10 protein-coding genes are annotated in these 11,638 nt (G+C 65.3%); 4 read left to right on the plus strand and 6 right to left on the minus strand.

What is annotated here, in order from left to right; all coding sequences use genetic code 11:
* Positions 1 to 15: 15 nt before the first annotated feature.
* The 3 genes from G369_RS39445 to G369_RS0116140 all read right to left on the minus strand — a co-directional run bounded on the left by G369_RS39445 (position 16) and on the right by G369_RS0116140 (position 3,811).
* Positions 16 to 1,911: a sensor histidine kinase gene (locus G369_RS39445; RefSeq protein WP_019655049.1), complete on the minus strand. Its 1,896-nt coding sequence runs from the start codon at positions 1,909 to 1,911 to the stop codon at positions 16 to 18.
* Positions 1,912 to 2,006: 95 nt separating this feature from the next.
* Positions 2,007 to 3,254 carry a PrsW family intramembrane metalloprotease gene (locus tag G369_RS0116135; RefSeq protein ID WP_019655050.1) on the minus strand — a complete coding sequence of 416 codons (1,248 nt, stop codon included), beginning with the start codon at positions 3,252 to 3,254 and terminating at the stop codon, positions 2,007 to 2,009.
* The gene (locus G369_RS0116140; protein WP_019655051.1) at positions 3,251 to 3,811 is read right to left on the minus strand and encodes a hypothetical protein; all 561 of its coding nucleotides are present in this window, start codon (positions 3,809 to 3,811) and stop codon (positions 3,251 to 3,253) included. The genes G369_RS0116135 and G369_RS0116140 overlap by 4 nt, the downstream gene beginning before the upstream one ends.
* 96 nt (positions 3,812 to 3,907) lie before the next feature.
* Here G369_RS0116140 and G369_RS0116145 point away from each other — a divergent pair, with 96 nt between their 5' ends.
* Together G369_RS0116145 and G369_RS0116150 are read left to right on the plus strand one after the other, a co-directional pair.
* Positions 3,908 to 4,822: a protein NO VEIN domain-containing protein gene (locus G369_RS0116145; protein WP_019655052.1), complete on the plus strand. Its 915-nt coding sequence runs from the start codon at positions 3,908 to 3,910 to the stop codon at positions 4,820 to 4,822.
* 250 nt (positions 4,823 to 5,072) lie between these two features.
* Positions 5,073 to 5,627, plus strand: coding sequence for an aminoglycoside 6'-N-acetyltransferase (locus tag G369_RS0116150; protein WP_019655053.1), 555 nt, complete (start codon positions 5,073 to 5,075; stop codon positions 5,625 to 5,627).
* A 128-nt stretch (positions 5,628 to 5,755) separates the two neighbouring features.
* Here G369_RS0116150 and G369_RS0116155 read toward each other — a convergent pair whose 3' ends face one another.
* Positions 5,756 to 6,697, minus strand: coding sequence for a LysR substrate-binding domain-containing protein (locus G369_RS0116155; protein ID WP_244164326.1), 942 nt, complete (start codon positions 6,695 to 6,697; stop codon positions 5,756 to 5,758).
* Positions 6,698 to 6,903: 206 nt separating this feature from the next.
* Here G369_RS0116155 and G369_RS38590 point away from each other — a divergent pair, with 206 nt between their 5' ends.
* Both G369_RS38590 and G369_RS35855 read left to right on the plus strand, forming a co-directional pair.
* Positions 6,904 to 7,203, plus strand: coding sequence for a hypothetical protein (locus tag G369_RS38590; protein ID WP_157773700.1), 300 nt, complete (start codon positions 6,904 to 6,906; stop codon positions 7,201 to 7,203).
* Positions 7,204 to 7,642: 439 nt separating this feature from the next.
* Positions 7,643 to 8,890, plus strand: a complete 1,248-nt coding sequence (locus tag G369_RS35855) for a lactonase family protein (RefSeq protein WP_157773701.1) — start codon at positions 7,643 to 7,645, stop codon at positions 8,888 to 8,890.
* Positions 8,891 to 8,908: 18 nt separating this feature from the next.
* Here the strand turns inward: G369_RS35855 and G369_RS0116170 are convergent, their stop codons facing one another.
* Both G369_RS0116170 and G369_RS0116175 read right to left on the minus strand, forming a co-directional pair.
* Complete coding sequence (locus G369_RS0116170; protein WP_019655057.1) at positions 8,909 to 9,730, minus strand: alpha/beta fold hydrolase; 822 nt, start codon at positions 9,728 to 9,730, stop codon at positions 8,909 to 8,911.
* A 655-nt stretch (positions 9,731 to 10,385) separates the two neighbouring features.
* Positions 10,386 to 11,516: an IS110 family RNA-guided transposase gene (locus G369_RS0116175; RefSeq protein WP_020723097.1), complete on the minus strand. Its 1,131-nt coding sequence runs from the start codon at positions 11,514 to 11,516 to the stop codon at positions 10,386 to 10,388.
* Between the last annotated feature and the right edge of the window lie 122 nt (positions 11,517 to 11,638).

Consider the following 11,638-nt stretch of genomic DNA (forward strand, 5'->3'; position numbering starts at 1 on the left):
CGACGCCCGCAGCCCCTATCGCAGCGTGGCGTTCGCGGGCCGACCCAGTTCGGGGGCGGCTGGCTCGTTGCGTACCGTCGGTGCCGCCGGCACGGGCAGGTGCAGCAGCAGGCTGGTTTCGCCCGGCTGCGAGCGCACGGTGAACGTTCCTCCCAGCGCCACGGCCCGGGTACGCATGTTCGCAAGGCCCTTGCCTGCGAACGCGGCCTGGGCATCGAAGCCCCGCCCGTTGTCGCTCAGCTCGATGTCGATGGCGCGTTCTTCGGCAGCGCCTTCCACCAGCCGCGCGCTCAGGCTGGCCTGCGTCGCGTGCGCATGGGCCACCAGGTTGCCGAAGGCCTCGAACAGCAGCATTTGCAGCTGGTGCGATTCGCGCGCGGTCCAGCTCGTCATGGTGGGCAGGGAGCCCACGTCCCAGCGCAGGTCGATGCCGGCGGCCTGCAGGCGGGGGCCGAGGCGGTAGCGCACGCTGCCGAGTGCGGAGGCCACGTCGCCTTCGCAGCCGTGCATGGCGTCCACCGTGAGCTTGAGCTGGTCGACAGCGTCGCGCAGGTGCAGCGCCACGTCGTTCATGGCGGTGCCGGGCTGCTGCGCCATCTGCAGCAGGCCGACGAGCTGGCCGCCGAGGCCGTCGTGCAGGTCCTGCGTGAGGCGCTGGCGCTCCTCGAGCGCGCCGCGCGCCTTTTCGCCTTCGCGTTCGCGGGCGAAGACGGCCTCGAGTGCCGCGTTGCGCTCGGCCAGTTCGGCTTCGAGCGATGCGTTCATCTGCGCCACGGCGCGCACGTCCTTGCGCATGCGCTCGGCGATCACCCAGGCCAGCGAGATCGCGAAGCCCACCCATGCGAAGCGGATCCACGGCACCACCGCGTAGGCGTCGGGCGATGTGCGCATCACCCAGTTGTCGCGCGCGGCGCTGAGCACCACCAGCACCACCGCAACGCCCAGCACGCGGTGCTCCAGCACCGAGCTGCGCACCGCCACGCGCACGACCATCACCACCATGCCCAGGCCCGCCGTGAAGCACAGCAGGTTCCACGCCGGCATCAGCCACAGCAGCGGCACCGTGATGCCCAACGTGGCCGTCACCGGCGCGAAGAGCGCCAGCAGGCCCAGGAAGCGCGCGAGCCGCGTGTCACCCTTGCCCACCACCGACAGCGCGAAGCGGCAAAGCAGCGGCACTGCCGCCTGGAACGCCGCCAGCGGTACCACGCCCCACCACGGCCAGGGCAGCGGCGCATGCGTGAAGAGCACCCGCGCCGTCTGCACCGACCAGAAGAGCTCGCCCATCCCGTAGTAGAGGTACAGCGATTCGCGCTGCCGCAGCCACACCAGCAGCGACAGCGCCCCGAGCACGCCGCTCACGATGGCGATGAAGCGCCCGCCGCTGATCTGCCAGAACAGCGCGTTCTCATACATCGGCTGGAGCTCGGCCTCCGTGCCCGCCACCACCGGCGAGAGCCCGCCCTGGCGTGCGGCCTGCGCGGCGACGACGATCTCCACGCGCCGCACCGCAGCCGAGGAGGCCGGCAGCGCGAAGTACTGCGGCGTGAAGGAGGCATCGTCGTAAGGCCCCGGCGGAAAGGTGCCGAAGCGGGCCAGCTCGTGGCCGTCGACCAGCACCCTGAAGCTGTTGCCGATGCGCGGCACGAAGAGCGCCTGCGGCACGTTCGTGTCGGCGACGGGAACATCGAACGAGAACGCCGCCTCGCCGTCGACCGCGCCTTGCCGCTGGTCCCAGTTGTAGGGCAGCTGCACCGCGTGCGGCTCCGGCGGCTGGGCGGGGGAATGAGGGCCATGCAGGGTCAGCGTGAGCTGCGCCTGTTCGACGAGCGTGACGGCCTGTGCGCGGAAGCTCCAGCCGGTGCCCAGCAACACGAGCACCAGCAGCGCCAGCAGGCGCAGTCCAAGCATTTCTTGTTGTTGTCGTCGCATGACGCGTACGACTTTAGCAATCTTTTTTCACAATTCGGAGCAGGGTTGCCCCGGCATCGCGAGAAACCAACGCCTCAGGTTCCCGCCGTGGTGCCTGCCGCCGTTCGGGCCGCGATGATCGGGTCGAGCTTGGCGCGCAGGCGCCTCACGGCCGTTTCGTGCTTCAGCGTCTGCGGCCCTCGCCCGTAGGTGGCGGCCTTGCGGATCAGCCGCAGCTGCTCGCGCTGCAGATGCGTCTTCAGGCGCCTCGCGCGCCAGCCGTAGGTCCAGCCCATTTCGCGGCGCACCTTGTAGCGCTGCATCGGCGCGCCCAGCCGCACCCATTCGTCGTCCTGGATCAGGTCGCGCTCGGGTACGAACCACGCTGCCAGCGCATGCAGGTAGGTGCCGTTCTCGCGCGCCGCCACGTGCCAGAAGAGGGCGGCCACGATGACCGCGGGCAGGCCCTTGATGACGAGCATCACCGCCATCTCCGCGTAGCCGCCGTCGAACAGGTCTTCGAGCAAGGGCGAGTTCCAGATGAAGTGCATGCCCCACGCGAGCAGGAAGCACAGCACCGCCACCGCGATGCGCGCCGCCATCGGCCGCCGCGGTTGCAGCAGGAACCAGGCGATGCCGAAAGACGCGATCGTCGTGTACGCCGCATGGCTCCACAGCCCGGCGAGCAGCCCGCGCGTGAACAGGTTCAGCAGCACCGGGTAGACCTGGTTCTCCAGCGGAAAGTGCACCGCCGACTTCACCGTGTAGCTCAGGTTCTCGACCACCTGGAAGCCCAGCCCCACCATCGCGCCGACGATCAGCACCGACAGGTACGTCTGGAACTGGTTGCGCGCCACCAGCACCATCAGGATCACGCCCGCGAGCTTCAGGAACTCTTCCGTCACCGGCCCCGCCACCGCCGCCCCCCAGGTCGCGACGAACTCCGGCGACACCAGCTTGGCGCACAGGCTCTGGATGGCCACGTTGGCCGGCGCCGCGAAGTACACCGCGCCCATGCCGCCCCACGCGAAGGCCAGCACGTAGGCCTCCGTCGGGTGCTGCTCCAGCAGGTCGAGCGTGCGGAAGGCCTGCACGAAAAGCATCGTGTAGATGCCCCACACCGTCAGCCCCAGGAAGGCCGTGACGGGCACCACCCGCACGCCCAGCCAGAACATGTAGCCCGTGTAGAACAGCCCGTTCAATATCAGCGCTGCCAGCACCCAGAAGGCTGCGCGCCGCGGCTGGAAGAAGGAATCGGTGCCCACGGGCCAGCCGGCCACTTCGGTCACCTGCTGCCCGCTCGGGGCCTCCTGGCCACCCTGGTCGAACACCGGCATGTTCATTGCGGCGCCTCCAGGTCCATCGAGTCGAGCATCGAGCGCGCCTCCTGCAGCGCCTCGTCCATGCCGTCGTCGGAGCCCCAGAAGTCGATCTGCACCAGCGACTTGCGCCGCACGTCCACCACCTGCCAGAAGCGGCCCGCCAGCTTCGAGCCGTAGTAGGCGAAGGTCTTGCCCTGCAGGCCCCAGGAGGTGATGAAGTCCGACACGTCGCCGTCGACCTGCAGGCGCTGGCCGCGCTCCATCAGCCGCTGCTGGCGCACCAGCGGGCCGTCGGGGCCGCCCGCCCAGGGGAAGGTGCTCACCAGGAACTTGTGGCCGCCCTTGAAGAGCATCAGCGACTGGCCCGCCCTGGAGCGAGAGACGTCCATCTCCCATCCCTCGGCCGGCACGAACCGGGCCTGGCCCGCCTCCACCGTCTCGCCCGGCGGCAGCGGCCGGTTGCCCGGGGTGTGGCGGTCCCAGAGGGTGAGGCCGCCCACGTAGGCGGCAATCGCGAGCAGCACCGCCAGCGCCCCCGGCCAGGTGCGATACGGTATGCGGCGGGAGGGCTCGTTCATCCTTCGATCGTGCCATACGATTGCCCGAGCCCGGGCGTCTGCGCCGGGCGATGCGGCATACTCCCCACCCCCTCAAACTCAGCAGAATTCCACTGAATGGACAAGGAAGTCGACCCCCGCGTACTCACTGTGATCGACGAGATGCGGCTCTCGGGACCGCGGCTCACGCCGGTCGAGATCGTCGCCAAGATGGGTGTGTTCGACGCGCGCGACAAGCCATTCGAGCACGCATGGCTCGCCACCGGCGACAACGTCATCGCCACCATCTGGGCCGAATGGGTCAACGTGGCCGCCAACGGCCGCTGGTTCTACCTCGAATCGCTCGACGTCCACCACCGCGCCGGCGGCGGCGAGCGCAACGCCCAGCAGGTTCAGCGCGCCAAGGACAGGCTCGCGCTGCTCAAGCGCAGCCACGACGCCGGCAACGGCTTCCGCGCCTTGCTGCAGACCAACCGCATCGCGATCCTCGAAGTCGAGAGCAACAAGGACGCCAAGGTGTCCACCCGCGTGCGCGACGACGACGAATGGCACGTCGCCAGCTGGGAGCCCGACCACAAGTTGGCCGTGCTCGTGCGAGGCCCGCGCGGCTGGTCGCCCAGCGAAGCCGAAGTGCAGACCGCCCGCGAACGCGGCAACGTGCCGCAGAAACTCTCCGCCGCCGCCAAGGCCGCCGACGACGAAAAGGCCACGCCCCAGGCCGTGCAGGCCGCCGCCCTCGAATACGTGGTGAAGCACTTCACCGGCTACGGCTACAAGGCCGAGAACATGACCGGCAAGGGCTTCGACCTCGAGGTGTCGAACGCCAAGGGCCAGACCCTGCTGCGCGTGACCGTCAAGGGCACAGCGCCCGGCGTGCCCAGCTTCAAGCTCAGCAAGGAAGAAAGCGACTGCTCCAAGCGCGAGCCGCTGTGGCGCCTGCTGGTGGTGACCGATGCGGGCAGCGGGGTGGCGCAGCACAAGATCTACAAGCCGACCGAGATCACGTCGGCGCCGGGGTTCGATCCTTCCTGATTCAACGGTGCGCGGCAATGCGTCGCGCTACTCACGTACCCGCGGTCATCGGCCCTGCTCGGGATTCGCATTCCGTTGTGCAAATTTCCGATAGGGAAGCCCGTCGATGCGCGCTGTGCGAGCAGTGGGGTTGCGCGCATGATCGTGCCAGGACCGCGCGGCATTCTTCGCGCCCTGGCGCAGTGCAGCCCAGGATTCGGACTAGGCCTCACCTTCCTAACGGAGCCTTCAACTGACGAACCAGGATTCCATGCACGCCAGCGACTCCAAAGTCACTCTGCGCTTGATGACCGAGCGTGACCTGCCGATGCTGCACGAATGGCTGAATCGGCCTCATATTGTCGAGTGGTGGGGTGGAGAGGACGAACGCCCGACTCTCGACGAGGTACTTCGGCACTACATGCCAAGAGTTTTATCTGAAGCGTCCGTCACTGCCTACATCGCGATGCTGGGAGACGAACCCATTGGCTACGCCCAGTCGTATGTCGCCCTTCGAAGTGGTGATGGATGGTGGGCCGACGAAACTGATCCTGGAGTTCGCGGGATTGATCAGTCTCTGGCTGACCCGGCGCAATTGAACAAGGGGCTGGGAACAATGCTCGTCCGTGCCCTTACGAGCATGCTCTTCTCGGACCCGACAGTGACAAAGATTCAAACCGACCCCGCGCCCCACAACCACAGGGCCATCCGTTGCTACGAGAAGGCGGGGTTTGTTCAGCAAAAGGTAGTCACCACGCCTGACGGTCCCGCTGTTTATATGGTTCAAACACGCGAGGCCTTCGAGAGGTCGTGCAGTGCCACCTAGCCCCGTGTCAAAAAGCGAGCGTCATTCAAGTCCGACGTGCAGGCCTTACGGGCACAGCTGAACTCGCTGCTGTGGTGCTGTCATGGCGACAGCAACGGTTGGTCCGAGGAGGTGGGGGAGAAGCCCGGCTACTCCCATCGAGGCAACTGCTCCAGCAAGAACTCGTAAAGGCACTTAGCCGCTCGTGGCAATTCACGATCCGCTCGCTCCAGCCACATTTCGGAAGAGGGCAGTGCGGGAAAGCCATCGTCCGGTCCCAGGCTGCGTAGTTCGGCCGCCTCGCTGATCGTCGCTTCCTGAAAAACGCCGACTGCCAGGCCGGCCAGCACGGAAGCCCTCAGCACTTCCACGCTCGAACTCTCCTGCAAGACCACCCAGCGCTTGCCGGAGGCCGTCAGCGTCTCTTCCGCCCATCGCCTGAGAAGCGAGCCCTGCGGAAGCAACGCCAGCGGGACGGGGTGCTTGAGGTGTGGCGCCGCCTTCCTCGAAACCGCCCAGACCACCGGGTCCTTGCGCAGCAGCACGCCGTTTCCTTCGCCTCCGCGGAAGGCGTTGATCGTGAGATCGAACGCAGGCCCGAGCTTTCGCTGCATCTCGTCTGCCACGCCGACTTGCAGGTCGATGTGAATGGCCGGATAGATCTCGGAGAACTCGGCCAGCAGCGAAGGAAGCACCCTGGTGGCGTAGAAGTTCGTCGCGCCCATCCGGACTTTGCCGCTGACGACTCCGGGCCGCAGCTTTTCCATGGCCTCGTTGTTCAGGGCCAGCAGGCGACGCGCGTAGTCGAGCAGCACCTTGCCTTGTTCCGTCAGCTGCAGTTGACGCTTGGGCTGCTCGAACAGGTCGAAGCCGATGCAGTCTTCCAGACGCGCGATCTGCTGGCTGATCGCGGCCTGAGTGCGATGCAGGTAGCGGGCCGCGGGCGTGTAGCCGTTGCACTCGACCACCGCGACCAAAGCGCGCAGCAACTCGGGCGCGAGCAAGCGGCCCCTGAGCATGCCTTTGCAATCCGCAAGCTCGTCATCTGCACCTGGGCGTGGTGCCGGGGTTGATTGGTCGTCCCGTTGCATTTGTCTTTCTTCCCCGGCAGCAGGCTGCTGATCCATGAAAGATCAGTTTACGTGAGCCAAAGACCACTGAAATGAGCCGCGATGGAGGCTCGATCAAGAGTCGTTATGCACCCCATAAGGACTATTTGTTTGCCCTCGCCGACACACGTCAAATAGCATTCCTCGCGAAATCTTGCAGCTGGGCTGCTTCTTCTAGGCGGTGGTGAATGATCAATAGAACGGTGATCCTGTGCGGCGGACTTTTCTGGACTTCGATTGCGTCGTCGGCAACAGCAACACCGCCAACACCGCTCGACAGATTCATCGCAGATCCGGAGTTCTGCGCCTACATGGCATCGCCGCCCGAGAACGAGTCCGAGGAGTTCCTGGCCCGATACCAGGCCGCAATGCATGCCGCAATTTCTTTCGTCAGGCAGAAGAAGAAAACGAAAACCCAGACGCAGGCAATATTTGAAGTCAGGGCCAAATGCGATGCGGCCTTGAATTCGCTGCTCCACTACAAATAGACCCATCCAAGCATTTCACCAAGGCAGGCCGGCTCCTATTCGAGGGCCGTCTACCAGTTTTCGGGTATGGCGCAATTGGTGGAGGCTCGACACACTTGGAAACGCCTCGTGCAAGTTCCGGCGTTCCAAGCAGATCACATACATGTTCGCACCTCTCCCGTCTCGTGGCTCTTTCAATCAGCGCCGGTGCTTTTTGCCCATGTCGGTGGATAGCGTGCAGTCCTTGTGGAGTTCTCGGCCGGCCCGCGTGAGCCGTGCCGCGCTGGGCAGCTTGTTGATCGTCGGCGTGGCCGCCTGCGGTGGGGGTGGAAACGGCGGTGGCTTTGTTCCGGCCTTCCCGGTGGCAACGACTGCCCCGGCACCCGCTCCGGCTCCTTCCTCATCGCCTGAAGCACCGTCACCCGTACCCCCGCCCACAGGCCCTGCGCCCACCTACAAGGTGAGCGGCACGGTCAGTGGCTTGCTGGGCACGGGCCTGGTGCTGCAGAACAACGCTGGCGACGACCTGAGCATCGCAGCCAACGGCAGCTTCAGCTTCGCCACCCAACTGGCCAGCGGCGCGGGCTATGCGGTCACAGTCAAGAGCCAGTCCAGAATCCTGACCAGAGTCTGCACCGTCAGCAATGGCACCGGCACTGTGGCGAATACGGCCGTCGTCAACGTGGACGTGGTCTGTGCCGCGCCCCCGGTGCGCTACGCCTATGCGACGAATGCAGGGTCCAACAACCTCTTTCCCTACACCGTCGACACCAGCACCGGCGTGTTGGGATCGATGGCCGCGCCCATGTTGGGCACAGGGAGCACCCCAAGCGGCATCGTCGCGGACCCCGCGGGCCGCTTTGCCTACGTGGCGAATCGAGGCGACAACACCGTGGGGGCCTACTCCATTGGCGCAGGCACCGGCTTCCTGACTCCGGTCGCAACCGTTGCCACAGGTTCTGCGCCCCTGTCCATCGTCGCGGACCCCACGGGCCGCTTTGTCTACGTGGTGAATCAGGGTATCGACAGGGTGTCGGGCTACGTCATCGATGCCGGCACCGGCAACCTGACCCCGATGGCCGTGCCGCAGGTGGCAGTGGGGTTCATTCCCAGCGCCATTGCCCTGGACTCCATGGGCCGTTTTGCCTACGTGACGAATCAAGGCAACAACACCGTGTCGGCCTTCTCCATCGATGAAAACTCAGGTGCCTTGAGCCCGCTGCCAGTGCCGACGGCGACCACAGGGAACTCCCCCAGCGCAATTGCCCTGGATCCCCTGGGCCGGTTCGTGTACGTGACGAACTCGGGCGACAACACCGTGTCGGCCTATTCCATCGATGCAGGCTCCGGCGTCCTGACTCCGTTGGCAACGTCCGCCACCGGTACGCTTCCCCGAGCTGTCGCCGTGGATTCCACCGGCCGCTTTGCCTATGTGGCGAATACGATCGAAGGCACTGTCTCGGCCTACAACATCGACTCCAGCACCGGCACCTTGACGCCGATGACCATTCCGAAGGTGGCCGCACGGGTTTCGCCCGGCGCCATCGCCCTGGACCCCACGGGCCGCTTTGCCTACGTCACGAACACCAATTCCAAAGACATCTCTGCCTACACCATCGATGCGAATACGGGGGCTCTGACTCCCATGGCCGTGCCGACGGTCGCGACCGGGGGGAACAGCGCATGGTCTCTGGCCCTGTCTCGATAGCACCTGCAGACCAGCCGTTCACAAGCCTTCGAGATACCGCTGCAGAACCGAGTTGAACTGCCGTGGCGCCTCGAGCGCAGGCAGGTGCGCAGTGCCCTGAAGCACGAAGCTCTTGGCCCCGGGTATGCGCTGCGCCAGCTCGCTGCATCGCTCCTGCAGAAGCGGAAGGTCGAGATCGCCCCACAGCACGAGCGTGCGTGCCTGGATCGCTTCCACGCGTTCCCAGGCTGAAGGCTCCTCGGTTGCCGCACCGGGGTTGGCGGCCCGCAGGGCCTTGTCGTTCATCGACAGGAAGAGTTGGCGAGCGTCGCCTCTGACTCGCCCTTCCGGGCTCGAGGGGCCGTCCAGCCACAGGCGCGCGCGAAGCTCGTTCTTCGCTTCCAGATCGCCCAGCGCTTCGGCAGCGGTGATCGCGTCCATGATCGCCTTCACCGGCTCGCCATGCTGCGGGGCGGGCGCGCCGCTCACGCCCGGTGCAACAACGACGAGCCCGCTCACCCGGTCGGGCCGCGCCAATGCAGCATCGATGGCAACACGGCCTCCCAGCGAGCAGCCGACCAGCACAGCCTTGCGGTAGCCCAGCGAATCCATCACCGCCCAGAGATCGGCCACATTGGAATGAGGCGTGGGGTGCAGCGTGCGCGAATCGCCGAAGCCCCGCCGGTCGTAGCTCGCTACCGGGTGCGCCGGCGCCAGTGCGCTCCATTGACCGTGCCACATGCGCCGGTCCGCAACGTTGGCGTGCAGAAAGAGAACAGGCATGCCGGTGGCGCTGGCGTCTGCCTGGTGCTCGACAGCAAGCGATGCGCCGGGCACTTCAATCCATTCCAGTTTGCTCATGCCCGCGACGATAGTGACCTAGGGCCGTGTTGACCAGCGAACGAGGATGCCTTCAGCCTCCAACTGTCAGAGCTTTGTGTCCCGCCGCAGCGCCCCGGCAGATATCTCGCCAATTCGAGAATTTCTCGACGAAATCTTTTCTCTTGCGCGGCTTCGCTTCTCTAAAGTGAATGCCCCTGTCGCAAGACGCCCCTCCTGGTGGGCGACGACCACCGATCGTGAAAGGAGCTCCCCCGCAGTTGACCCACTGACCTGATGAACCGCCCACCTCACGGCGGGTTGCCGGTGCTCCTTGGTGCACTGGTGCGAACGTGAGGCACAAAAGGCGACGGCCAGGGCGCGCAAACACCCTGACCGTCTAACCACATGACGTGCAACAACTTTGGAAGAGAGCACACCAAATGGCTCATATGGTCGCTGCCGTCAACGAAGAGGATTTAAGTTTTTCTCATATGAGATCGATCGGGTGATGCGACCCGAGCGCGCAAGCGACGATGAATCATGCTCATATCCGCGGATTGGCTACCGGCACTTCATCGATCCGTCGCGGGCCTGCCTCGCTCTAAAAGTCGTGGATCATCCTTTCGGAGCCTATGCAGCCATTACGAGGGTTGCCCTGCCGGGTGCGTGGGTCGCATCACCGAATCGATCTCGCTCATGTCGTGCCTCCTTGTGTTGCCTGCAATGGGGTGTCCGCCGCCTGAGCAACTGCCCACACGAAGCCGGTGAGTTCACGCGCCACGGCCACACACACCTTGTTCCTGTGCACTCCACGGGCGTCGAGCTTTGCGAAGCGCTGCGTCAGGCGTAGCTGCGCCGTCCAGCCAATAGCGCACAGCTGCTGGCTCAAGCCTTCCTGGCGCCGACGTGCACGCTCACCCAATCGTGGCTTGAAGCGGTAGCTCCACGCCGCCTCGCTCAGCATCCTTCTCGCATGCGCGTTGCCAGTCTTGGTGATACTGCCTCGTGCAGTGCGCTCACCGCTGGAGCGTTCCGAGGGCACCAGACCCAGGTAACCCATGAGCTTGCGCGGATGATCGAAGCGGCTGAAGTCCCCGATCTCGGCCACCAGTGCGATGGCGCAGGTCACGTCGATGCCTCGCAGCGCCTGCAGCGCCGATACCTGTGGCGCAAAGCGCCAATTCTTGACGTACTCGAGCAGTGCTGAGCTCAGGCGCTTGAGGCGTTCATCGCTAGCCTGCACAGCCATCCAGTAGTCCATAAATGCTGCCTGCGTTGCCACCTCGGAGAAGTTCAGCTTCCCGAGCCATGCATGGTGCGCCTGCGTCCAGGAGGTCTTGCCCGGGAAGCGCACGTCGTGGCGCAACAGCAGGGCCTTGAGCTGTTGGCGCAATTGGCGCCGGTCGTTCAGCGCATCTTCGCGGGCGCGTGCCAGGTCTCGAATGGCTTCGTCCTCAGGTCGAGGCACCCACACCGCGCGCAGTTGTCCCGCACGCGAGCACTCGGCCAATTGCGCGCAGTCGCGCCGGTCGGTCTTGATGCGGTCTCCGGGACGTCGAGGCATCTTCGACGGCGCAATGACCTCGCAGCTGTAACCCTTGGCCGTCAAGGCACGCTGCAGGCCCCAACCAGTGGGACCTGCCTCATAGACCACATGCACGGCTTCGGTGTTGCCTAGTTTGACGAGCAACTTCAGCAGCTTGGGAACGTCGTGCCTGATCGTGCCGATCACCTTGGCTGCCGCTCGCCCGGGCTCAGCCACTGCAACGGCAATGCTGTCCTTGTGAACGTCCAAACCCACGTGGATCTTGCTAATCTCTTGCATGGCCGGTCTCCTTTCCTTGCTGGTAGTGACCACGGTCTCCAGCATGTAGCTCGGCAAGCTCGCTTGCAACCTACGTCAGCGGAGACCGGCCGCTTCGCAAGCAGCGCGACCATGATGTCTAA

The organism is Variovorax atrisoli 110B, assembly GCF_000382045.1.
GTDB lineage: Bacteria > Pseudomonadota > Gammaproteobacteria > Burkholderiales > Burkholderiaceae_C > Variovorax > Variovorax atrisoli.

Excerpts from the sequence above, each read along its gene's own strand:
- G369_RS39445 (WP_019655049.1), bottom strand. The coding sequence starts at position 1,911 with ATGCTTGGACTGCGCCTGCTGGCGCTGCTGGTGCTCGTGTTGCTGGGC.
- G369_RS0116135 (WP_019655050.1), bottom strand. The coding sequence starts at position 3,254 with ATGAACATGCCGGTGTTCGACCAGGGTGGCCAGGAGGCCCCGAGCGGG.
- G369_RS0116140 (WP_019655051.1), bottom strand. The coding sequence starts at position 3,811 with ATGAACGAGCCCTCCCGCCGCATACCGTATCGCACCTGGCCGGGGGCG.
- G369_RS0116145 (WP_019655052.1), top strand. The coding sequence starts at position 3,908 with ATGGACAAGGAAGTCGACCCCCGCGTACTCACTGTGATCGACGAGATG.
- G369_RS0116150 (WP_019655053.1), top strand. The coding sequence starts at position 5,073 with ATGCACGCCAGCGACTCCAAAGTCACTCTGCGCTTGATGACCGAGCGT.
- G369_RS0116155 (WP_244164326.1), bottom strand. The coding sequence starts at position 6,697 with ATGCAACGGGACGACCAATCAACCCCGGCACCACGCCCAGGTGCAGAT.
- G369_RS38590 (WP_157773700.1), top strand. The coding sequence starts at position 6,904 with ATGATCAATAGAACGGTGATCCTGTGCGGCGGACTTTTCTGGACTTCG.
- G369_RS0116170 (WP_019655057.1), bottom strand. The coding sequence starts at position 9,730 with ATGAGCAAACTGGAATGGATTGAAGTGCCCGGCGCATCGCTTGCTGTC.
- G369_RS0116175 (WP_020723097.1), bottom strand. The coding sequence starts at position 11,516 with ATGCAAGAGATTAGCAAGATCCACGTGGGTTTGGACGTTCACAAGGAC.